At 74.1% G+C, this 22744-nt stretch carries 16 protein-coding genes and 2 riboswitches; of the genes, 5 read left to right on the forward strand and 11 right to left on the reverse strand.

Annotation, left to right across the window (positions count from 1 at the left end; all coding sequences use genetic code 11):
* Nucleotides 1-23: 23 nt before the first annotated feature.
* The gene (gap, locus tag ACIPPM_RS29345) at nucleotides 24-1019 is read right to left on the reverse strand and encodes a type I glyceraldehyde-3-phosphate dehydrogenase (protein ID WP_401453216.1); all 996 of its coding nucleotides are present in this window, start codon (nucleotides 1017-1019) and stop codon (nucleotides 24-26) included.
* A 94-nt stretch (nucleotides 1020-1113) separates the two neighbouring features.
* On the reverse strand, nucleotides 1114-2070 hold the full coding sequence (locus ACIPPM_RS29350) for a GlxA family transcriptional regulator (RefSeq protein WP_401453218.1): 957 nt from the start codon (nucleotides 2068-2070) through the stop codon (nucleotides 1114-1116).
* 129 nt (nucleotides 2071-2199) lie between these two features.
* Between ACIPPM_RS29350 and ACIPPM_RS29355 the strand changes: the two genes are divergently transcribed.
* The 4 genes from ACIPPM_RS29355 to ACIPPM_RS29370 all read left to right on the forward strand — a co-directional run bounded on the left by ACIPPM_RS29355 (nucleotide 2200) and on the right by ACIPPM_RS29370 (nucleotide 7035).
* A complete protein-coding gene (locus ACIPPM_RS29355; protein ID WP_401453220.1) occupies nucleotides 2200-4950 on the forward strand; it encodes a BTAD domain-containing putative transcriptional regulator in 2751 nt (916 codons plus the stop codon).
* Nucleotides 4951-5094: 144 nt separating this feature from the next.
* The gene (locus ACIPPM_RS29360) at nucleotides 5095-5790 is read left to right on the forward strand and encodes a DUF4232 domain-containing protein (RefSeq protein ID WP_401453222.1); all 696 of its coding nucleotides are present in this window, start codon (nucleotides 5095-5097) and stop codon (nucleotides 5788-5790) included.
* A gap of 60 nt (nucleotides 5791-5850) precedes the next feature.
* Nucleotides 5851-6000: riboswitch (cobalamin riboswitch) on the forward strand.
* A 35-nt stretch (nucleotides 6001-6035) separates the two neighbouring features.
* Nucleotides 6036-6257: a CbtB-domain containing protein gene (locus tag ACIPPM_RS29365; protein WP_130330563.1), complete on the forward strand. Its 222-nt coding sequence runs from the start codon at nucleotides 6036-6038 to the stop codon at nucleotides 6255-6257.
* 22 nt (nucleotides 6258-6279) lie between these two features.
* Nucleotides 6280-7035 carry a CbtA family protein gene (locus ACIPPM_RS29370; protein WP_401453224.1) on the forward strand — a complete coding sequence of 252 codons (756 nt, stop codon included), beginning with the start codon at nucleotides 6280-6282 and terminating at the stop codon, nucleotides 7033-7035.
* A 35-nt stretch (nucleotides 7036-7070) separates the two neighbouring features.
* On the opposite strand, the gene ACIPPM_RS29375 is transcribed toward ACIPPM_RS29370, so the two are convergent.
* The 3 genes from ACIPPM_RS29375 to ACIPPM_RS29385 all read right to left on the reverse strand — a co-directional run bounded on the left by ACIPPM_RS29375 (nucleotide 7071) and on the right by ACIPPM_RS29385 (nucleotide 11798).
* Nucleotides 7071-7640, reverse strand: a complete 570-nt coding sequence (locus ACIPPM_RS29375; RefSeq protein ID WP_401453226.1) for a histidine phosphatase family protein — start codon at nucleotides 7638-7640, stop codon at nucleotides 7071-7073.
* Between the two features lie 70 nt (nucleotides 7641-7710).
* A complete protein-coding gene (gene metE / locus ACIPPM_RS29380) occupies nucleotides 7711-10023 on the reverse strand; it encodes a 5-methyltetrahydropteroyltriglutamate--homocysteine S-methyltransferase (RefSeq protein ID WP_401453228.1) in 2313 nt (770 codons plus the stop codon).
* 157 nt (nucleotides 10024-10180) lie between these two features.
* A riboswitch (cobalamin riboswitch) is annotated at nucleotides 10181-10400 on the reverse strand.
* Nucleotides 10401-10469: 69 nt separating this feature from the next.
* Complete coding sequence (locus tag ACIPPM_RS29385; RefSeq protein ID WP_401453230.1) at nucleotides 10470-11798, reverse strand: amidohydrolase; 1329 nt, start codon at nucleotides 11796-11798, stop codon at nucleotides 10470-10472.
* Between the two features lie 185 nt (nucleotides 11799-11983).
* On the opposite strand from ACIPPM_RS29385, the gene ACIPPM_RS29390 reads away from it, so the two are divergent.
* On the forward strand, nucleotides 11984-12157 hold the full coding sequence (locus ACIPPM_RS29390; RefSeq protein WP_018548797.1) for a thiazolylpeptide-type bacteriocin: 174 nt from the start codon (nucleotides 11984-11986) through the stop codon (nucleotides 12155-12157).
* Between the two features lie 110 nt (nucleotides 12158-12267).
* Here the strand turns inward: ACIPPM_RS29390 and ACIPPM_RS29395 are convergent, their stop codons facing one another.
* From ACIPPM_RS29395 to ACIPPM_RS29420, 6 genes are all read right to left on the reverse strand, one after another.
* A complete protein-coding gene (locus ACIPPM_RS29395) occupies nucleotides 12268-14199 on the reverse strand; it encodes a TOMM precursor leader peptide-binding protein (protein WP_401453232.1) in 1932 nt (643 codons plus the stop codon).
* Entirely contained in the window at nucleotides 14196-14948 is a 753-nt protein-coding gene (locus ACIPPM_RS29400) for an ABC transporter permease (protein ID WP_401453234.1), read from the reverse strand. Before ACIPPM_RS29400 ends, ACIPPM_RS29395 begins: the two co-directional genes overlap by 4 nt.
* On the reverse strand, nucleotides 14945-17206 hold the full coding sequence (locus ACIPPM_RS29405; protein WP_401453236.1) for an ATP-binding cassette domain-containing protein: 2262 nt from the start codon (nucleotides 17204-17206) through the stop codon (nucleotides 14945-14947). The genes ACIPPM_RS29400 and ACIPPM_RS29405 overlap by 4 nt, the downstream gene beginning before the upstream one ends.
* Nucleotides 17203-18318, reverse strand: coding sequence for a lantibiotic dehydratase C-terminal domain-containing protein (locus ACIPPM_RS29410; protein ID WP_401453238.1), 1116 nt, complete (start codon nucleotides 18316-18318; stop codon nucleotides 17203-17205). The genes ACIPPM_RS29405 and ACIPPM_RS29410 overlap by 4 nt, the downstream gene beginning before the upstream one ends.
* Nucleotides 18315-21032 carry a lantibiotic dehydratase gene (locus ACIPPM_RS29415; RefSeq protein WP_401453240.1) on the reverse strand — a complete coding sequence of 906 codons (2718 nt, stop codon included), beginning with the start codon at nucleotides 21030-21032 and terminating at the stop codon, nucleotides 18315-18317. The genes ACIPPM_RS29410 and ACIPPM_RS29415 overlap by 4 nt, the downstream gene beginning before the upstream one ends.
* A 64-nt stretch (nucleotides 21033-21096) precedes the next feature.
* Nucleotides 21097-22683, reverse strand: a complete 1587-nt coding sequence (locus ACIPPM_RS29420; RefSeq protein ID WP_401453242.1) for a nitroreductase family protein — start codon at nucleotides 22681-22683, stop codon at nucleotides 21097-21099.
* Nucleotides 22684-22744 lie beyond the last annotated feature (61 nt).

Raw genomic sequence — 22744 nt, forward strand, 5'->3', positions numbered from 1 at the left:
CTCCACCAGCGAGTATCGGGTGGTCAGCGCGCGAGCAGCTCCAGCGTGTCGATCACCCGGTTCGAGAAGCCCCACTCGTTGTCGTACCAGGCGACCACCTTGACGTGGCGGCCGTCGACGCGGGTGAGGGCGGAGTCGAAGATGGAGGAGTGCGGGTTGCCGACGATGTCGGAGGAGACCAGGGGGTCCTCGGAGTACTCCAGGACACCGGCGAGCGGGCCCTCGGCGGCCGTGCGGTAGGCGGCGAGCACCTCCTCGCGGGTCACGTCGCGGGCGACCGTGGTGTTCAGCTCGACGATCGAGCCGACCGGCACCGGCACCCGGATCGAGTCGCCCGACAGCTTGCCGTCGAGGTTCGGCAGCACCTGGCCGATGGCCTTGGCCGCGCCCGTGGTCGTCGGCACGATGTTCACACCGGCCGCGCGGGCCCGGCGCGGGTCGCGGTGCGGGCCGTCCTGGAGGTTCTGCTCCTGGGTATAGGCGTGCACGGTCGTCATGAACCCGTGCTCGATGCCCGCGAGTTCGTCCAGCACGGCGGCCAGCGGGGCCAGCGCGTTGGTCGTGCAGGAGGCGTTCGACACGATGGTGTGCAGCGCCGGGTCGTAGGTGTCGCTGTTCACCCCGTACGCCAGCGTCACATCGGCGCCGTCCGAGGGGGCGCTCACCAGCACCCGCTTCGCGCCCGCGTCGAGATGGGCGCGGGCGGCCTTGGCCGAGGTGAAGCGGCCGGTAGCCTCCAGCACGATGTCGACGTCCAGGTCCGCCCAGGGCAGCTGGGCGGGCTCGCGCTCGGCGAGGACCTTGATGCGGCGGCCGTCGACCACGAGGGTGTCGCCGTCCACCTCCACCGGGCGGCCGAGCCGTCCGGCCGTCGAGTCGAAGGCCAGCAGCCGGGCCAGGCCCGCGGGTTCGGTGAGGTCGTTCACCGCGACGACCTCGAGGTCACTGTCGCGTTCGAGCAGAGCCCGCAGCACGTTGCGTCCGATGCGGCCGAATCCGTTGATGGCGATGCGCGTCATGAATGGTGTCCCTTCCGTTCGCCATCAGGTTCGCGGGCGGGAGACTGGCGGGGTAGTGGCAGGAGCGCCACGGTTCAGAAGGATCGCGCCAGCGTCACTCGCCCCGGGCGAACGTACGCCGGTAGTCGCTCGGTGTCGTGCCCAGGACCCGTTGGAAGTGCAGCCGGAGGTTGGTGCCGGTGCCGAGCCCGACCTCGTCGGCGATCTGTTCCACGCTCCGCTCCGAGCGCTCCAGCAACTCCCGCGCCAGGTCGACCCGGGCCCGCGTCACCCACTGCATCGGCGTGTACCCGGTGTCCTCCACGAACCGCCGGGAGAACGTCCGCGGCGACACCGCCGCGTGCCGGGCCAGCGACTGCAGGCTCAGCGGATCGCCGAGCCGGTGCAGCGCCCACTCCCGGGTCGCGGCGAACCGCTCGCCCAGCGGCTCCGGCACACTGCGCGGCACGTACTGCGCCTGACCCCCGCTGCGATAGGGCGCCGCGACCAGGCGCCGGGCCGCGTGGTTGGAGGCGGCCACCCCCAGCTCGCCGCGCAGCATGTGCAGGCACAGGTCGATGCCGGAGGCCGCCCCGGCCGACGTCAGCACGCTGCCCTCGTCCACGAACAGCACGTTCTCGTCCACCCGGACCAGCGGATACCGGGCCGCCAGCGCGCGTGCGTAATGCCAGTGCGTGGTGGCGCGTCGGCCGTCCAGCAGACCGGTGGCCGCCAGCGCGAACGCCCCCGTGGAGATCGCCGCCAGCCGCGCACCCCGCCCGTGCGCCGCGACCAGCGCCGCCACCACCGGCTCCGGCGGGTCCTCCCGGTCCGGGAACCGGTAGCCCGGCACGAACACCACGTCCGCCCACTCCAGCGCCTCCAGCCCGTGCGCCACGTGGTACGACAGCCCGTCCCCGCCCGCCACCAGCCCCGGCGCGGCCCCGCACACCCGCACCTCGTACGGCATGCTCGCGCGGGTCGTGAACACCTGCGCCGGAATCCCCACGTCGAGCGGCTTGGCGCCCTCCAGGACGAGAACGGCGACACGGCGACGGCGGGAGGAGGGCACGGTCAGCAGGGTACGCAAGGCGCGGCGCGGCCATGGCGCGAAACCCCCGCCGAGCGCCGGACAACCCCCCGATATGCTGCTGTTTTTCCCGTACCGGCCGCCCATGGCCGCCCTCGGAAGGACCGACCCGTGGAGTTCCGGCTGCTCGGCACCGTCTCCGTCGACACCCGCCGGGGACCACTGCCGCTCGGCCCCGCCAAGCGCCGCAGCGTGCTCGCGGCGCTGCTGCTGTCGGCCAACACCCCCGTGCCGATGCACCGGTTGACCGCCTGCCTGTGGGACGACGAACCCCCGAGCCAGGCGCGGAGCGTCATCCAGGGCCATGTGTCCCGGCTGCGCGCCCTGCTCGCCGAGGGCGACGCGGAGGCGTACGGCGTCGAACTCCTCACCGCCGGGGACGCGTACGCCCTGCGGCTGCCGGAAACCCTGCTCGACGCCCAGCGGTTCGAGGAACTGCTGACCCTCGCCCGCGAACAGCGCGACCCCGCCGACACCGTGCTGATGCTCGGCGACGCCCTCGCGCTGTGGCGCGGCCCCGCCCTCGGCGGCGCCTTCGCCGGACCGCCGCTCCAGGCCGCCGCACACTCCCTGGAGGAGTCCAGGCTCGCAGCCGTGGAGCAACTGGCGCTCGCCTACGGCAGGTTGGGCGAGCATCACCGAGCGGCAGCCGTGCTGCGCACCGAGGCCGTCGCGCATCCGCTGCGCGAATCGCTGTCCGCCGCGCTGATGACCGCCCTGTACCAGGCGGGCCGCCAGTCGGAGGCGCTCGACTGGTTCCACCGCACCCGCAGACTCCTCGCCGACGAGCTCGGCATCGACCCCGGCCGCGAACTCGCCGACGCCTACGGGCTGATCCTGCGCGGCGACCCCGTACCGGAGCTGCTGGCCGCGCGTCCGACGCCCGAGGCCGAACCGGTGCGGCCGCCCGTGGCACCGCGCCCCGCTCTCGTGCCCGCCGAGGCGCACGCCGACCTGCTGCCCCGCGCGCCCCGCGGCTTCCACGGGCGCGGCCCGGAACTCGCCGCGCTCGGCCGGGCCGCCGCCGGGGAGGCGCCCGTGTGCCTGGTCACCGGGCCCGCCGGGGTCGGCAAGACCGCCCTCGCGCTGTGCTGGGCGCACCGCAACGCCGACACCTTCCCCGACGGACGGCTCTTCGCCGACCTGCACGGCTTCAGCGACACCGGCGAGCCGTCCGTCACCGAGGTGCTCCGCGAGTTCCTGCTCGCCCTCGGCGTGCCGCCGCGCCGGATACCGGAGTCGGCCGCGGCCGCCGCCGCACTGTTCCGCACCCTCACCGACCGGCTGCGCCTGCTGGTCGTGCTCGACAACGCGCGCGACTCCGCCACCGTCCGCGCCCTGCTGCCCGGCGGCGCCGACTGCGTCACCGTCGTCACCAGCCGCCACCGGCTGGAAGGGCTCATCGCCTCCGACGCGGCCCGTCCCGTCCCGCTCGGCACGCTCGACGCGCGGGACGGCACCGCACTCCTCGCGGGCGTCCTCGGCGAGGAACGCGTCCTCGGTGAACCGGTGGCCGCGCGCAGGCTCGCCGAACTCTGCGGCGGACTCCCGCTCGCCCTCCGGGTGACCGCCGCCCGGCTCGCGGGCCGCCCCCAGTGGACCCTGGCCCACCTCGCGGACGAACTCGCCGACGAGCGCGGCCGGTTGGCCCACCTCGCGGTCGACGACACCGGTGTCCCGGCCGCACTCCGCCTGACCCTGCAGCACCTCCCCGGCGAGGCCGTGCAGCACTTCGGCAGGCTCGGCCACCACCCCGGCACCCACTTCGACCCCTACACCGCCGCCGCCCTCTCCGGCACCGACCCGCCGGCCGCCGCCCGCGCCCTGGAACGGCTCGGCGCCGCCCACCTCGTCACCGAGACCGCGCCCGGCCGCTGGGAACTGCACGACCTCGTACGCCTCTACGCCCGCGACCTCGACCCCGCGAGCGGCCTCCAGGCGCTCACCGGCGTCCTGGACCACTACATCGCCACCGCGTTGGCCGCCGCCGAGACGGCCCAGCCGGGCGGCGAGCCCTGCTTCTCGCTGCCCGCCGACTTCCGACGCCCGTCCGCCGTACGGGGCTTCACCGACCGGGCGGAGGCGATGGGCTGGCTGGCCGCCGAACGGGAGGACCTGGCCCGCGCGGTGACCGCCGCGCGGGCCGCCGGGCTGGACGACCGGGCCTGGCGGATCATCCTCCTCCAGTGGCCGCAGGTGGTGTGGCGCTCGCGGGACAACTGGGTGCCGCTGCTGTCCACGGCCCTGGAGTGCGCCCAGACCGTGGCCGACCCCTACGCCGAGTCCCGCGTCCGCACCCTGCTCGGCTGGGTGCTGAGCGAGGAGGGCCGCCTCGCGGACGCCCGCACCCTCCTGGAACCCTCACCCGCCCTGGCCCGCCGCACCGGCGACCGCCTCGGCGAGGCCACCGCCCTGATCAACCTGGCCGTCGTCCAGTCCGCGGAGGGCGACCTCGACGCCGCCCGCACCCACTGCGCCCGAGCCGCCACCCTGGCCCGCGAGGAGGGCAACCCGCACACGGAGATGCTCGCCCTCCTCCACCTCTCCCGCACCCACCTCACCTCCGGCGCCCCGGAACAGGCCCTCCGCGTCGCCCGCACGGCCCTGGACCTCGGCCCCGAACACGAGGAAGCGGCCCGCACCTCCCTCCTCCACACCGTCTGCGGCGAGGCCCACCTCGCCCTCGGCGACGAACCCGAAGCCCTCCGCCTCCTGGAACGCGCCGCCGACGAGGCGGAGTCCACGGGATACGACGAGGGAGCGGTCCGTGCCCTGGAGGTCCTGCTACGGGTCAGCGGCCGCGCGGACCACCGGAAGCGGCACGAGGCGGCGGTACGCAGGCTCGCGGGGGAGGACTCGTAGCGGGAGCCGCCGTCAGAGGGGCGTCAGCCGGACGTCAGTGGGACGTGAGCGGCGGCGGTGAGAGTGGGGATGTCAGCAGGTCAGAGGCTGACCGGCGGCCGGAAAGGGCCGTTGTCGACGTTTCACCTCCCGGGGGAAATCATCATGAACGCATCGCGCCGCACGGCCCTCTTCTCCGTCGCCGCCTCCGCCGCGCTCGCCCTGTCCCTGACCGCCTGCCAGAGCGGCGAGGGCACCAAGGCCGAGGGCGCGCCGGTCGCCCAGGACACGGCCTCCGCCGCTGCCTCCGCCACCGCTTCCGCGCCCGCGGCCGGTACGAGCACCGACACCGGTACCGCCACCAAGGGCACCAGCACCGCCGTCGGGACCGCGCACAAGACGGGCACCGGTTCCTCCGCGGCCAAGAAGGGCACCGCCGCCACCCCCCTCTGCCGCGCCCAGGACGTCAAGGTCAGCTCCGAGCGCCAGGACGGGCCGCCCTACACCCACATCATCCTCACCGCGCGGAACACCTCCGGCCACCGGTGCGAGATGGCGAGCTTCCCGCACATCCAGTTCCTGGAGAGCCACAAGCAGGACGTGCCGTCCGTGGCCAAGAGCAAGCCCGCCGTGCCGACGGTGCTGAACCCCGGTGACCCGGCGTTCGTCCTGGTCAAGCTCTCCGACGGCGGAGTGGACGAGGACAACGAGGTGGTGAACGCGTTCCAGCTGGTGCTGCAGGGCGACTCCACCGTCATCGCGGTGAACTCGTCGGCAGGCGGCGGCCTCGCCGTCGACCCCGCCAAGACGCTCACCGGCTACTGGACGACCGAACTGCGCAACGGCGCCGACGACTTCTGACCCGCACCCCCGGCGACGCACCTTCGGGAGAGGAAGATCACCCGAGGGTGCGTGGTCTTGGCCAGGCAGAGCGCACGCGGTACCGTCGGGGCGATATCGACGACGGCGAAACGGAAGCCGGTGGGAAACCGGCACGGTCGCGCCACTGTGTGCGCGGTCCCGCAAGGGGGCGCGCGAGTCAGACCCGTGGCCGTCGTCCTGTGCACCACCGAGATGGGACGCGAACTCCCAGAGGAGGTACTGCCATGGCGCAGACCGTCGCTCAGCCGACCGCCGGAAACCCGGCCGCTCCCGCCACCCTGCCGCTGAAGGAGATAGCGCCCTGGGCGGTCTTCTTCGGCGTCCTCATGCTGGTCCTGCTGTACTTCGTCGGCGCCGAGCAGGGCGCCACCTCCGTGTTCAACGGCACGGACGTCCACGAGTGGGTGCACGACGCCCGCCACCTGCTCGGTTTCCCCTGCCACTGACGCGAGGGACGCCGCACACACCATGAACTCCGCAACCGTGAGAAACCTCCTCGTGCGGGGCATGCTCGCCGGCCTCGGCGCCGGAGTGCTCGCCCTGATCGCCGCGTACTTCCTCGGCGAGCCCAGCGTGGACAGCGCCATCAGCTTCGAGGGCCACCACTCCCACGAGCACGAGGTCGAAGTCGTCTCCCGCTCGCTCCAGTCCACCGCCGGACTGGCCACCGGCGTCCTCGTCTACGGGGTCGCCTTCGGCGGCATCGCCGCGCTCGCCTTCTGCTTCGCGCTCGGCCGCGTCGGCCGCTTCGGCCCCCGCGCGACCGCGCTGCTGCTGTCCGGCACCGCGCTGCTCGCCGTGTACGTCGTGCCGTTCCTGAAGTACCCGGCGAACCCGCCCTCGGTCGGCGACCCGGACACCATCGGCAAGCGCACCACGCTGTACTTCCTGATGATGCTGCTCAGCGTGCTGCTGGCGGTCGGCGCGACCCTGCTCGGCAAGCGGCTCGCCCCGCGCCTGGGCAACTGGTACGCGACCTTCGCCGCCGTGGCCGTCTTCGCCGTGGCCATCGGGCTGGCGTACACCTTCCTGCCGGTCATCAACGAGGTGCCGCACGACTTCCCGGCCACCCTGCTGTGGCGGTTCCGCCTCTCCGCGCTGGCCATTCAGACGGTGCTGTGGGCCGGATTCGGCCTTCTCTTCGGTGAGTTGGCCGAGCGGCTGCTGAATCCGCGGCCCGCAGCGGCCCGCGACACGGGCCGGGCGGTCGCCGCCTCCCACTGAGCCGAAGGGCCCCCGGAAACTTCCGGGGGCCCTCTTCAGTCGGCCGCGAGCGGGCGTCCCAGCCGCAGGTTCCAGCGCCCGGCCCGCCCGGACAGCTCCGTCGCGGTCAGTGGCGCCACGTCCAGCCGCCAGAACGCCTCGGCGGGCAGCCCCAGCGCGTGCACCACGGCCGCCCGCACCACGTCGGGCTCCACCACGGCGACCGTACGGCCCTCGGGCAGCGACGCGAGCCAGCGCCCCACCCGCGCGCACACCGCCCGCACCGACTCCCCGTCCGGCGCCACGCACTCCGGGTCGGCCAGCCACCGGGCCAGCGCCTCCCCCTCGGCCGCCGCGACCTTCGCCAGCGCGCGCCCCCGCCACCGCCCGGCGTCCAACGGCGCCAGCTCAGCCGCCACCACGCCCCGCAGCCCCAGCGCCCCGGCCGTCTCCCGGCACCGCGCGCCGGGCGACAGCACGACCCGCGCCGCCTCCGGCACCGCTCCCGCCGCCGCCCGCGCCCGAGCGGCTCCCGCCTCGTCGATGGACGAGGAACCGTCGTAGAAGCGGGCCTCTCGCAGGGCGACCCCGATCGCGGGCGGGACGAGCACCAGCCGACTGGTCACCCGGGAAACCTCCTGAGGAAGAGAACGCGCCCCGGCCCCACCACGGGGCCGGGACGAACGGACGGTCGGACTAACCCAGTTCACCCCGCACGGTACGGGCCGCCGTCACCAGGTTCTCCAGCGACGCCCGCGTCTCCGGCCAGGCGCGGGTCTTCAGCCCGCAGTCCGGGTTCACCCACAGCCGCTCGGCGGGGATCGCCTTCAGCCCCGTACGCAACAGCTCGGCCGCCTCCTCGGCGCTCGGCACACGCGGGGAGTGGATGTCGTACACCCCCGGACCCGCCTCGCGCGGGTAGCCGTGCGCGGCCAGTTCGCGGGCCACCTGCATGTGCGAGCGGGCCGCCTCCAGGCTGATGACATCGGCGTCCAGGTCGTCGATGGCCCGCACGATGTCACCGAACTCGGCGTAGCACATGTGGGTGTGGACCTGGGTGTCCGGCCGGACGCCCGCCGTGGTCAGCCGGAACGCCTCCGTCGCCCAGGCCAGGTAGGCGGCCCGGTCGGCGGCGCGCAGCGGAAGCGTCTCGCGCAGCGCGGGCTCGTCCACCTGGATCACCGAAGTGCCCGCCTGCTCAAGGTCGTTCACCTCGTCGCGCAGGGCGAGCGCCACCTGCCGGGCGGTGTCCCCGAGCGGCTGGTCGTCGCGGACGAAGGACCAGGCGAGCATGGTCACCGGTCCGGTCAGCATGCCCTTGACCGGGCGGTCGGACAACGACTGGGCGTACGTCGTCCAGCGCACCGTCATCGGCTCGGGGCGGGAGATGTCACCGGCCAGGATCGGCGGACGCACGTAACGGGTGCCGTAGGACTGGACCCAGCCGTGCTGGGTGGCGAGGTAGCCGGTGAGCTGTTCGGCGAAGTACTGCACCATGTCGTTGCGTTCGGGCTCGCCGTGCACCAGGACGTCCAGGCCGGTCTTCTCCTGGAAGGAGATCACCTCCTGGATCTCCGCCTTGATGCGCTCCTCGTACCCGGCCGTGTCGATCCGGCCCGCGCGCAGGTCGGCGCGGGCGGTGCGCAGTTCGCCGGTCTGCGGGAACGAGCCGATCGTGGTGGTCGGCAGCAGCGGCAGCCCGAGGTGGGCCCGCTGGGCGGCCGCCCGCTCGGGGTACGGCTGGGCGCGGCGGGCGTCCGCGTCCGTCACGGCCTCCGCGCGGGCCCGGACGGCCGGGTCACGGGTGATGGGGGAGCCGGTGCGGGAGGCCAGGTCGGCCCGGTTCGCGGCGAGTTCGGCGGCGATCGCGTCCGTGCCGCGCGCCAGCCCCCTGGCCAGGGTGACGATCTCGGCGGTCTTCTGCCGGGCGAAGGCCAGCCAGCGCAGGATCTGCGGTTCGATGTCCCGCTCGGGGGCGGTGTCCAGCGGCACGTGCAGCAGGGAGCAGGAGGCGGCGACGTCGACCCGGTCGGCCAGCCCGAGCAGGGTGCCCAGGGTGGCCAGGGACTTCGACAGGTCGTTGACCCAGATGTTGCGACCGTCGACCACACCGGCCACCAGCCGCTTGCCGGGCAGCCCGCCGACCGCGGCGAGCGCGTCCAGGTTGGCGGCGGCGGCCTCGGTGAAGTCCAGCGCCAGCCCCTCCACCGGCGCCTTGGCCAGCACCGGCAGCGCCTCGCCGAGACGGTCGAAGTAGGAGGCGACCAGCAGCTTCGGCCGGTCGGTGAGCGCGCCCAGGTCCCGGTAGGCGCGCTCGGCCGCGTTCAGCTCGGCCGGGGTACGGTCCTGCACCAGCGCGGGCTCGTCCAGCTGCACCCACTCCGCCCCGGCCGCGCGCAGATCGGCCAGCACCTCGGCGTACACCGGGAGCAGCCGGTCCAGCAGGGTCAGCGGATCGAAGTCGGCGGGGACACCGGGCGCGGGCTTGGCCAGCAGCAGGTAGGTCACCGGACCGACCAGCACCGGCCGGGCGGCGAGGCCCAGCGCGAGGGCCTCCTTCAGCTCCGCGACCTGCTTGGCGGAGTCGGCGGAGAACACCGTGTCCGGGCCCAACTCGGGCACCAGATAGTGATAGTTGGTGTCGAACCACTTGGTCATCTCCAGCGGCGGCACGTCCTGCGTGCCGCGCGCCATGGCGAAGTAGCCGTCCAGCGGGTCGGCGGCGACGGCCGCCCGGTGCCTGGCCGGGATCGCGCCGACCATGACGCTGGTGTCCAGCACGTGGTCGTAGTACGAGAAGTCCCCGGTCGGGACCTCGTCGATGCCCGCCTCGGCGAGCGCCTGCCAGTTGGCGCGGCGGATGCCCGCCGCGGTGGCCCGGAGGGCGTCGGCGGTGACGCGGCCCTTCCAGTAGCCCTCGATGGCCTTCTTCAGTTCCCGGTCCGGGCCCTGACGCGGGTAGCCGTACACGGTGGACCGTGCTGCCGCGGCTGCGGACTTCGGTGTCACGGAGATCTCCTTCACGAGATGAATCCCTGAGGTCCCGGCGACGGGACGAGCACGTGAAGGGGTGACGACCAGGCGGCCCGGCCCGCGCGACGCGGTGGTCCGTCCCTATGCGTACGCCGACCCGCCCTCGAGGTCACCGGAACTCCGTACGCGAACGGGTCGCGCACGGGCAGATGGCAGGTCTTCGGACTCACGGGCGCGTCCTCACCAGGAGGACACCTAATGGCCGTCGCTTCCCAGGTCCGTGCGTCGGACCCAGTGCGTATGACGGCGGTCGTTCCCGTTCACCGCTGCGGGGCAGTCCCGGATTCCCACCGGGTTCCCTCTTACGACACCCCGTCTGGCGGACGGGGCGAACCAGCTGCACGGTCAGCCTACGGGCCGTGACCGCCCGCCGCCGGTACCGTCCGGCATTCGGATGGTGATCCGGGCCACGCGCATCGCGCTCACCCCGCCGCCGGGCCCAGTTGGGCCAGGGCCGCCGTCACCAGCGCGGCCGTGCCGGTGTCCAGGGTGAGGCGGACGCTGGGCAGGAAGCGGGGGGAGTGGTTGTTCGGCAGGCTCCGGAACTTCTCCGCCGGGCCGGTGCCGGGGGCGGCCGCCCACTGGGTGGGGCCGACCGAGCCGAGCATCCAGTAGGCACCCCGGATGCCGGGACGGCCGTGCAGATGGCCGCCCGCGCCGGTGAGCAGCGGGAAGTCCTCGGTCGCCGCGGAGGCGGGCCAGCCGGTGACGCGGGCGGCGCCGAACGCCCCCTGGTGGGCGGCGCGGACGGCCGCCGTGACACCCGGATCGGGGCGGGTGACGCCGGAGCGGGCCAGCTCGCGCACGGTGACCCGGGGCGGCAGCCCAGCCGACGCGGCCTCCGCGCGCACCACCCGCTCCACCGCCGCCGTGCCCCGCACGAGCGCCGCCTCCGAGAGGGCGCGGACGGTGACCCGCAGCTCGGCGCGGGTGGCGATCACGTTCCCCGAGCGCCCGGTGTCCCCGGCCCGCAACGAGGACGCGGTGACCACCAGCCGCTCGGCCGGGTCCGTCTCGCGGGCGGCGACGGCCGGGAGCCGGGTCACCGCACCGGCCGCCGCGAGCAGCGGATCGGCCGTCAGATGCGGGGTGGCCGCGTGCCCGCCGTCCCCCTCGAACACCACCTCCAGCGTCACACTGCCCGCCATCAGCGGCCCGTCCGCGTGCGCCACCATTCCTGCCGGGAACGCGGCGGTGTGCTGGGCGAGGACCACGTCCGGCGCGGTGATCCGGTCGTACAGGCCGTCCTCCAGCATCGCGCGGGCACCGCTCAGCGTCTCCTCGGCGGGCTGCCCGACGACCAGCAGGGTGCCGCGCCAGCGGTCCCGGTGCCCGGCGAGCCAGCGGGCGGCGGCGGCCGCGCACGCCAGATGGGCGTCATGGCCGCAGGCGTGCATCACCGGCACCGGCCGCCCGTCCGGGCCCGGCGCGGTCGCGGTGCTGGCGTACGGCACGCCGGTCTCCTCGGCCACCGGCAGCGCGTCCAGCTCGGCGCGCAGCAGCACGGCCGGGCCGTCGCCGTTGACGAGTTCGGCGGCGACCCCGTGGCCGCCGACCCCGCGCAGCACCCGGAAGCCGTCGGCCGTCAGCCGGTCCGCGAACGTGGCGGCGGTGCGCTCCTCCGCGCCGGACAGCTCGGGGTGCCGGTGCAGGTCGAGATACAGCTCGGCGGTGGACGCCAGCAGGGCGTCCAGACCGGGCGGCACACCACCGCCCACGGTCACGGACGGACGGGACTGGTCGCTGCTCACGGCGGGGACTCCAGAGGGTCGTCGTACGGGGGTGTCAGCGAAGTGACAGCCATCGGTAAGGGAGTTGGTGTCGGACGCGCGTAGAAAGGGAGATGTCGGGGGGACGCTCCTCCGGCTGGTTCAGCGCACCACCGGACGGGGCCGTCCCGGCCGGCCGCAGGTCACCTGACCCGGAAGGAGCCATCATGGCTGACAACAACCTCGCCTCCCTCGCCCAGGAGATCCTGGACCTGGAGTCGGAGACCTTCGAGATCACCGACTACTCGGACGCCAGCGAGGTCATGCTCGGTTCGTCGACGAGCTGTTCCTCCACCAGCACCTGCTCCAGCACCACCAGCACCACCTCCTGCACCGCCTGACCCAGGCGTTCGCACCCACGGTCCCCGGCCCGCCACGGCGCGCCGGGGACCGCCGGTGTGCGCGGGCCCCTTGACGGCCCGCGCACCGACGAGCGGTACGCCTGCCCCGCTCACGGGAACGGATGCGGCACCCGCCGCAACTCCTCCTCATCGAGCGGCGCCGGGACCATGCCCGCCCGGTACGGCGCGGTACGCAGCCTCGGCATGGTGAGCGCCCGCTGCCTGAGCCAGCCGAAGTCGATCGGCAGCAGCCCCGGAGCCAGCGTGGCGACCGTGCGCAGCCCCATCCGGCGCTGCTCGGGAGTGGTCTGGTCGACGGCGATCACCTCGCACCCCGCCTCGCCCAACAGGTCCCGCACCAGCAGCAGATCGTCACGGAGGTCCCCGGTGCGCGGCCGCCGCTCCTCCCACCCGGCGAACAGTTCCTCCAGCGGGGCCGTGCGGGGCGGCTTCAGATAGCCGGTGGCGTGCACGCGCATCGCGGGCAGCCCGAACAGCGCCGCGTGGTCCGGGAGCCGCTTCACCAGGTCGAAGTCCTCGGCCATGGAAGCGAGTTCGGCGGGCCGCTCGGCGACCTGGCCGGGCAGGTGCGGGATGTAGGTGAGGATCTCGGAGACCGCCGACTCCACGGCCGTCTCCGGGTCGAAGGACGCGCCCGCCGCGAACGCCAGCGAGCCCGGCGCGTCGTCGCGGCGCACCGCGAGCCCGGTGACCACGGGCACCGGCAGGTCCACCCGGTTGTCGAAGACGTGCACGTCGTAGCCCTGGAGCGCGGCCCGTGCCACCATCGCGCGCACGCTCGGCGAGCGCACCGAGTCCAGGTCGATCTCGGGCAGTGGCAGATCGCCGTACCAGCCGAGCAGGAAGGCGTCCCGCTCGATGAGTTCGAGCAGCCCGAAGAACACCGCCTCCTCCCAACTGCTGCCGGTGGCACAGCCGTTGGAGCATTCGAAGACGAAGTTGTCGGCGGCCGTGCCCGCGCTGTAGTAGACCAGCCGGGCCGGGACCAGCACCGGGCGGCCGTCCCGCAGCGACCAGCCCGTCACCCACGGGATCGGCCGGGCCGGGTCGAAGGGCTCGACCATCGGGTCCTCGGCGTAGGTGCGCGGTCCGTACAGCCCGCACGTACGCGGGTCCAGGGCGCGGTCGCCCAGCTCCTCCAGGGAGGCCGTCACCACCGGGGCGCGGTGTCGGCGGTGGGTGCCCGCGTACCGTTCCAGGCCCTCCAGGAAGGCCAGGTCGCGGCTGTCGGCGAAGGAGTTGGCCTGGCCGCTCCAGGTGACGTCGGTGAGACCGGCGTACCCCCGCATGAAGACGCTGCCCGCGACCGGCGCGGTGGTGGGGGAGGTGACGTCGATCCAGGTGCCGCCGCCGAGCACCCCGCACACCGGGTTGGCCAGCGCCTTCACCGGCAAAGGATGGTCCGACGCCCGGCGCAACCGGTAGGAGTCCGGGCGCGGCTTGGGCAGCGGGCCCGGCGCGGGCAGGGTCGCCTCCGCCGCCGCGCGCGCTTCCGCCTCCTCGGCGAACGGACGGCAGTGGGGGCACATCGGTTCCGGCAGCAGCGGGAACGTCCGCACCCGCAGCGTCTCCAGGTCGACCTCGGTGACCTGGGGCAGCTCGGCGTCCGGGCCCTCGGCGGAGTGCCGGGCGGCGCCGGAGGCGATCAGCCGGTGCAGCGACCACACCGCGTCCACCGTGTGGTCCGGCAGCACCGGCCAGACCCCGGCCGCCGTGGTCTCCGTGCCGGTCTCCAGCGCCTCCCGCTCGGTGCGGGTGCGCAGCCGCTGCCGCCGCATCGCCAGACAGGTGCCGCAGGCCGGACCGGCCGCCGCGGTGCCGCCCCACGGGCCGAGCAGCACGGCCTGCGCGGTCAGGTGCACGGCGGCCGGGCCGACAGGGTGCGCGGCCGTGCCGAGCACGTTGCTGTCGCCGATCCGGGAGACGGCGGGCGCGGGCACCCCGGCGGCGGTCGCGCGTGCCGCCAGCCGGGCCTGGAGGTCCGCCCGCGCGGCCTCCAGCGCGGTCATCGTCGTCGTCATGTCCGGTTGCTCCAGCGGAAGATCCGGGTGGCGACCACCCCGAAGACCAGGGCGAACACGGCGAGGCCCGCGCAGTCCAGCGCGATGTCGCCCAGGTCGCCACGGCCGCCCATGGCGTCGGTCAGACCGTCGTTCAGATAGTGCAGCGGCAGCACCTTGGCGGCCGTGCGGAGCCAGCCCGGCATCAGATCGTCCGGGAAGAACGAGCCGGACAGGAACGCCATCGGCACCATCACCAGGTTGGCGATGGCCGCGACCGCCTCCGGGGTGTCCGCCAGGCTGCCGACCACCAGCCCCATGGCGAGGAACGCGGTCACCCCCAGCACCAGCAGCGGCAGCGCCGCCCACCACGGGCCCATCAGCTTGAGCCCGAAGAACGGCAGCAGGGCGACGGCGGTGAACAGCACGGTCTGCGCCAGCGCCACCCCCATCGCCACCGTCCACCGCGAGGCGATCAGGGTGCGCAGTGGGGTCGGGGTGCGCCAGATCAGCCGCAGCAGATCATCCCGGCGCCACTGCATCAGCGCGAACCCCACCGAGAACACGGCCGCGTTGCCCACACCCCAGGACAGCACGCCCGGCGCGATGTAGTTGATGGAGGCCAGCCCGCCATTGACCTTGTCCCCCTGGAAGATCAGACCGAACAGCACCAGGAAGGCCAGCGGGAAGGCGAAGGTGAAGAAGAGGGTCGTCTTGTCGCGCACGCTCGCGACATAGGTGGCCCTGGTCAGGGCGGCGTAGGCGCTCAACGGTGGTGCTCCGATCCGGTGCCGGTCAGCGAGAGGTAGGCGTCTTCGAGGGTGGGGGTGCGCACGGAGACCGAGTCGATGTCCACCAGGTCGCCGAGCGCGGGCAGCACCCGGTTCGGCACCGTCGTCTCGATCACCAGGTCGGCGCCCTGGACGGTGGCCCGGTCCACGCCCGTCAGCGCGAGCGCGGCCTCGGGGGAGACCTTGTCGGCGGGCACCAGCAGCCGGGTCGGCGCGGCCAGGGCGCGGATCAGGTTGCGGGGCGAGTCCAGTGCGACGACCCGGCCCCCGGCGATGATCGCCACCCGGTCGCACAGCGCCTCGGCCTCGTCCAGATAATGGGTGGTGCAGATGATGGTGCGCCCCTCCGAGCGCAACGACCGCAGCAGCTCCCACAGTTCACGGCGCGCCTCCGGGTCGAGGGCGGCCGTAGGCTCGTCCAGGAAGATCAGCTCCGGCTCGTTGAGCAGCGCGGTGGCCACCGCGAGCCGCTGCCGCTGGCCGCCGGAGAGATGGTCGACCCGCGCGTTCTCCTTCTCGGTCAGCCCGACCCGCTCCAGCGCCGTCCTCGCCGCCTCCGGTGCCATGCCGTACAGCGCGGCCACCGTGCGCAGATGCTCGCCCGCCGTCAGCCGGGCGAAGAACGCCGACGCCTGCGTCTGTACGCCGATCCGGGCCAGCAGCGCGATGTCGCGCGGCCAGGGACTCTGCCCGAACACGGCGACACTGCCCGAGTCGGCCTCCCGCATGCCCTCCACGATCTCCACCAGGGTGGTCTTGCCCGCGCCGTTCGGCCCGAGGATGCCGAAGAACTCACCGTGCCGCACCTCCAGGGAGACGCCGTCGAGCGCCGTCACCTCCCCGTAGCGCTTGCTGACGCCGTCCAGGGCGACGACGGTCTCGGTGCGGGCGCCGCTCGGGGCGGGTTCCGTCCTGCTGTCGGGTGCGCTCATCTCGCCTTTCCTCAACTGGGTTACCGCGGAAGGGGCTTGCCGCCCCGGTTCGGGGGTGGGGGAGGCGGCTGGAGCCGCCCCGGTGGTACGCCGGTCCCGCAGGCGCCGGCCGAGCCCGCCCAGCGCCCACAGCAGCAGGACGGCGGCGAGCAGCGCGGGCGGCAGCGACCAGGCGAGCACCGCCAGACCGTCCGGCAGCATCGCCCGCAGCACGGCCCCGCACAGCACCAGCAGCGCCGCGCTCTGCACCGCCGTCAGCAGCGCGAACCCGCCGTACAGCAGCCGCAGCCGCGCCGGGTACGCGGCGATGCCCGGACCGCGCCGGAACAGCGCCCGCACGGCCAGCCCGGTGAAGGTGCGGGCGCCCTCGGAGAGCCCGGAGACGCCGAGCGCGTGCCCGAGCGCCTTGTAGCCGTCCAGCGGGGGCAGCGGCAGCAGGTTGGCCACGCCGAGGACGGTGCCGAGCAGCAGCAGCGCCCCCAGCGCGGGCCGGGCCTGGGCGTCGGCCGGGAGCAGCGCCCACACCGGGTAGAACGGCACCAGGAACAGCAGGTTCGCGAAGACGCCCGCGCACGCCGTGGCCACCTTCCGGGCCCGGCCGCCGAGGAACTGGACGTCCTCCACCTCGCAGTACAGATAGGTGGCGAAGCAGATCCAGCGCAGCCCGATCTCCGTGACCCGGCCGCCCCAGGCCCGCGCGAACAGCCCGTGCGCCAGCTCGTGCAGGGCCAGCCCGCACCACAGCACACAGCCGATCGCGAACAGCAGCACCGGCTGCCGTGCCGCCTCCTCCGTCTGCCGCCACAGCGTCCCGGCCTGCACCACGACCGCGACGAACACACCCACCGCCAGCGCGGTCAGCACCGCCAGCACGGCCGGTCGTCGCGCGGGCGCGGTCAGCCGGTGCAGCCGGTCCATCAGCGCGGGCGCGTCCGACACCATCCGGGTCCGCCCGGCCAGCATCCCGTTCGGCGGCCGCTCGGGTCCGGCCGGGGGCGCCGCGGACGGCGCGGGGGAGCCCTCCAGCAGACCCCGGCCGTGCAGCAGCCGCAGCAACTGCCCCCACTGCGCCTCCCCGAGCCGGGCACCGAACGCGCCCGCGTACTCCCCGCCGATCTCCTCCAGCGTCCGGGAACCGTCCAGCCGGGTGATCAGGAAGTGCTCCTTCGGGCCCAGCTCCAGCCGCCGCCCGGTACGCGGGTCCTTCAGCAGATGGATACGGGCCGCACCGCGCACCAGCCGGGGCCCGGCCACCAGGTCGGGGCGCACCCGGGGGCGGCTGGCGAGGAACGTGCCGGTAGTCACCCCTCACCCCCGCGGCGCCAGCCCGCCAGGGAGGCACCTGCGTCGCCCTCGGCGCTCTTCGCGCCGCCGTCCCGCAGGGCGCGAGCGAGTACGTACGACAGGAACGCCTCGTCGCGCACGGTCGTGCTCAGCCGGTTGTTGGTCATGTGCAGATACGGCGACAGCAGCATCGGCAGTGCCTGGGCCGGGTCGGTGGGGCGCAGGTCGCGGGTGCCGTCCCAGGAGCGGAACACCAGCTCGCCGTCACGGGTCAGCGCCGTCGCCCGGTCGCGCAGCTCGGCGCAGTGCTCGGCCCAGCCGCGCAGGAACGCCGGGAGCCGCCCGGTCTCGCCCGCCGCGACCGCGTCCCGGATGTCCCGGAAGCGGCCGGGCAGACTCGCGCCCATCGCGGTGTACGCGCGGTCGTAGCCCTCGTCGGCGGTGTAGTTGGTGCTGGAGAACGCCCGGTTCCAGAAGGTGTGGTAGCGGTCCAGGAAGGCCAGCAGGGCCTCGTCGTCCCGCAGGAACGTCCCGGACATCACCATCATCAGCTGGGCGGACAGCCCGAGCAGCACCGTGCGCAGATGGAGGTTCATCGAGCGGGCGGCCTCGATGACCAGGTCGCTGGAGTGCTGGAAGTGCCACTCCGCCAGCTCGATCCCGGCCGGGCCGCCGTACTTGCCGTACTCGGGCTCGTAGGGGCGGTCCTCGAAGGAGTTGTTGGGGCGCAGCAGCATCCGGCCGTCCGGGCCCAGGTACCCCGAGCGTTCCTGGTCGCCGAACTCCAGGGCGAACAGGGTCTCGTAGAGGTCGGCGAAGAAGCCGTCCTTCACCTCGTACAGCGCGGGCCGCTCGCGCAGGAACGTCTCCAGCGCGGTGTGCGCCCGCTCCCGGACCAGGTCGGCGTCGGCGGCGCGAGCGGGCTTCAGGCGCAGCCGCAGATGCGGGCCCTCCAGCCAGTAGTTGATGAAGAAGTACCCGGCGAGCAGGCCCTCCTCGGTGAGGGCGTCGACCAGCGGCCGAACGCAGTTCAGGAGCAGCGGGCGGGGGCTGGCCGCGTAGAAGACGTGGACGGCCAGCCACTCGCCGGGCGCCTGACCGGGCAGGGCGGAGGCTTCGGTGGGAGCGGTCATGGGGTGGCGTCCTTCTCAGGTCGGACGGGCAGCAGTTCGACGGCGAGTTCGGCGACGTGCCGCCCGCGCGGTGAGGTGACGTGCAGTTCGTCCTCGGCGGGGAGCATCTCCTCGAAGACGGTCCGGGCCCGTTTCCCGGCGAGGAGCCCTTCCAGCGCGGTGAGCGAGAGCGGGCTCTCGAAGTCCACGTACTGCGGTTTGGACCCGCCGAACCAGGCGGCGCCCTGGCCGTCCGCCGTCTCCTCGTGGACGGTGGCGAACACGCGGGCGGGCAGGCCGTGCCGGACACGCCAGCGGTGCCAGGCGAGATACCAGTCGGCGTCGGCGGTGCCGGGTGCCCGCAGCGGGAGGTGGCCGTCGGCGACGGTCCAGGAGCGCCGCTGGAGGACCAGCGCGTGGTGGCGGACGCGGGGGCGCCGGGTGACGCCGTCCACCGCCTCCCCGGTCGGCACCCCGCGCCACACGTCCGGCACCGAGCGGGAGGTGGGGGAGAACAGCAGCAGGGTGCGCGGGATCTCGGGCAGCACCATCGGCACCAGATAGCCGAGGTAGACGGGGACGACCTCACGGTCCAGACGCCGCGAGCGCAGCAGCAGCCGGTCCTCGGACTCGTCGTGCACGGCGTACAGATCGTCCAGGTGGAGCCGGGCCTCCTCGGGGGCGGTGCTGTTCTCGCCGGGGCAGACGATCTCGTAGTCGGTCAGCCTGCCGTGCAGATTGAGGTTGGTGGTCGCGGCACCGGCCGTCACCTCGGCGAGGACCGCGCCGGACGGCGGCACCGCACGGAGCCCGTCCCGCAGGGCGCCCGTGAGCCCGTCCGTACCGTCGAAGCAGTGCGTGAAGCGGGTGAAGGGGAAGCACAGGCCGCCGTAGGAGTTGTTCAGCACCGCCAGCGGACCATCCTCGCGGCGGGCCAGCTGGAGGAAGTGGCTCTGCGGGCGGAAGACGGGCGCGGCCGTGCCGAGCGCGTCGGCCATCTCGTCCACGGTCACGTCGTCGAGGACGAACTCCTCGGCATCGGCGGGGATTTCGGCCCAGCGCTCCCGCATCCGGGCGGTCAGCGTGGCGCGGGCCCGGTCGACGGCGGTGATCTCCGGAACGCCGAGCCAGTTCTCCTCCGGGGCGTGGCTGCCGTCCGGGAGGTAGCCGTCCTTGGCCGCCGTGAACTGGAGGTACTGGCGGAAGATGTCCTCGTGGAAGTCGTGGACCAGCCGCAACAGGTCCTCGCAGCGGCCACCGCGTCCGTACCGGGCGATGAAGAAGCCCTTGAGTGTGAGCCGTTGGGGCAGTGCCACGTCGAAGGCGGGCAGCACCCGGCCGATCGACCGCAGCGGCGCGGCGACCGGCTCGGCCCAGTCGGTGAGCGGCGCGCTGGTGGTGCCCGCCGACACGTCCTCGTAGAGCAGCGTCTGCGGGAGTACGGGGCGTTCGGCACCCAAGTCGGTCTGGAGGGAGCTGAGTTCGGTACGTAGTCCGGTGAGGAGGGCGCGCCGGGTGGGCACGTCGGCGGCCCCGTACCGGGCGACCGCCTCGGCCGGGCCGTCCAGCCGGGCGGCGACGGTGTCCGCCCAGGCCACCCCCAGCCCGCGCAGCGCCCGCTGGAAGGCGCGCAGCGGGTCGGGACTGTGCACGCTCGTGTCCAGGGAAGGGAGCTGGAGCATGCCCAGGTCGCGCAGCGCGGTCAGATAGTGGCCCGCCTCCTCCTCCCCGGCGCCCGTGGTCGCGGCCAGCCAGCGCGCGAGGTCGCCGTGGGTGAGCGTGCCCTCGGTGTCGCGCAGCAGCGTCAGCATCCCGTCCAGGGCACCCTGCCTGCGGAGGAAGAACAGCCGGTCCTGGGCGGCGTCGAAACTCACCGGCGCGCTGTCGTCCCCCGCCGTGACCGCCCGCCGGACATAGCGCACCCGGTCGTCGTCGAGCTTCCAGCCCGAGGCGGGCGCCACCGGCAGGTCGGCGCGGCGGGCCGGGTCGGCCACGATCAGCTCGGCGAGCCGGGAGAGGACGACCACGTTCAGCCGGGGGTGGCTCGTCCAGGCGTCGCCCACCTCCGCCAGGTCGCCGCCCTCGGCGAAACCGCCGAGCGCGACCCCGGTCAGCGTGCTGAACGGGCTGGTCTTGCAGGCGGTCCGATACAGGTACGACAGCAGCGAACGCTCCATCTTGCGGGCCCGCTTGCCCGGTGCCGGGTTCCGGTCGGCGGCGAACGCGTCCAGCCGCTCCTCCAGCGTGGGCGAGGCCAGCAGAAGGCCCCGGCGGAGCCGGTCGTCCAGCGCCAGTCCGCGCAACGCGTCGCGGGTGCGGGCCAGCGCGCCACCGATCACCGTCTCGCCCTCGGCGCGCAGTTCCTCCCAGCGCAGGCGCGCGTCCAGCCAGGCGGTGAGGTCCGTGCCGGTGTCGCCGTCGAGTCCGGAAGCGAGGTCGCGGGCGGCCGGGAGGTCGGCGGGCAGACGATTGTTGAACACCTGGCGGCGCAGCGCGAGCAGGCGGCGGCGCAGCGCCGCGTCCTCGGTTGCGCCGACCGCGGCCGAGAGCGGATCGCTCAGCCGGGCGCCCAGTGCGCGCAGCCTGTCCTCCTCGGCCGCCGTGCGCGCGGCCCAGTCGGCGGTCTCCGGGGCGCGCAGCACCTCGACGGTCTCGGCCGGGAGCCCGGCCACGCGCAGCATGAAACGGTCGTGCAGGGTCACAGTGGTCTCGGCGACTGTGCTGGCCGGGCTCATACCGTGCTGCCCCTCTCGTGTCGGAACTCCCGCGGACCGGGCAGGAGACGGTCGGTCGGGCGGGTCATGGGGCGACGATGTCGTAGCGGTAGTCGGCGGGCCGGGGCCGCTCCTCGCCGATCATCATGATCAGCAGCGGCACCTCGCCCCGGTCGGCCACCCCGAACTCCTCCGCGTACGACACGCAGTCGAAGCCCAACGCGACCCCGCAGCCGGTCCCGGCGGCGGAGGCGGCGGTGTACACGGCCTGGGCGATGGCGCCCACGGCGGCGTTGACCAGCCGCAGCCCCCGGTCGCCCACGGCGTCCAGCACGGCGTACGTCCGCGCCACCGGCACCAGGACGGCGGCCGCCTGCTCCAGGTTGTAGTTGGCGAGGAAGTAGTTCTCCTGGAGGAACGCCCCGAACTCCCCGGACTTCAGCAGCACCAGCTCGCCGGTGTCCCGGTCGTACTCGTACAGGCCGGGCGGTACGTCGCGGACATGGTTGACGAAGACGTGGAACCGGGTCAGCGGCGCCCCGCCCGGTGTCTCCACGTCGCTGTCCAGCGTGGCGGCCGTGACGGCGGCCGCGAGCGTCACCGCCAGCTTGGCCGGATCCAGCGGCGCCCCCGCGGTGAACCGGCCGAAGCTGCTGCGCCGTTCGCGCAGCGCCCGCCGCACGGTGGTGTCCAGCGGCGCCGGATCGGGCAGCGGTACCCGCTCGCCGGGCCCCGCCGGAGCCGCGAGCGCCGGGTCCAGCCTGCCGGGGGCGGGCCGGTCGGCGGCACCCTCCAGCGTGGCGGTGTGCACCCGGTCGAGGGTGGGGAAGGTCAGCGTCCGCCGCGAACGCTCGTCCGGCACCCGCCGAACCGCCGCCCCCGGTGTCCGGGGGGCGGCCTCCTCCGGCGCGGGCGCGTCCCAGCGCAGCGGCACCACGGCGAACACCCCGTCCTCCGCAGGGTCCAGGCCCAGCAACCCCCCGATGCGCGGCTCGTCGAACCACAGGGCGGTGCCCAGCCGCAGCCCGTGCGCCCGCGCCCATATCCGCCAGGTCTCCAGCAGGGCGCCGATGTCCATCGTCACGGCGTGGTAGGAGAAGCTGTTGTACTTGAAGGCGTTCTGCCAGAAGGTCACGCCGAGCACCAGGAACTGGTCGGTGGCGGCCTCCGTCAAGTCGCGCAGGGCGGACCGGACTTCGCCGGTGACGTCACCCGACAGCAGCCGGTTCAGCCGGTGGTGCGGGGTGTCGTAGTAGTAGACGCCCGGGGTGAGCGGGCCGCTCGCGCCGGTCACCCAGTGCACGCCGATCGGGTACAGGCCGCCGCCCGAGGCGGTGCCCCGCGACCAGTTGGCGTGGGTGTGGAACGGCAGCGAACCCAGGTCCGTGTTGGCCTGCACGGCCAGTCGGCGTCCGGTCAGCCCGTAGGAGTCCCGGAGCATCGCGCCCAGCAGGGGCAGGGTGAACGCGCCCGTGCCCGGCTCGCCGAACAGGCCCCGGCCCAGCGTGGCGTCGTCCGCGCAGCCGCCGTCGGGCAGCGGGAAGGAGGGCACGCCGGGGAAGTACTTGCCCTTGCGGGGCCGGTCGGCCCAGTCCGGCACGAAGTCGGCCGGTTCCATGGGGGTTCTGCCCCGCCGCATCACCGCGGTCGCGTACTCATGGGCGTATCCCATGGTCACTCCCTAGTCAGCTCGTCTGTGGCGGGCGCCCGGCGGCTCGGGCCGGGCGCCCAGG

The organism is Streptomyces sp. NPDC090119 (assembly GCF_044747085.1).
Taxonomy (GTDB): domain Bacteria; phylum Actinomycetota; class Actinomycetes; order Streptomycetales; family Streptomycetaceae; genus Streptomyces.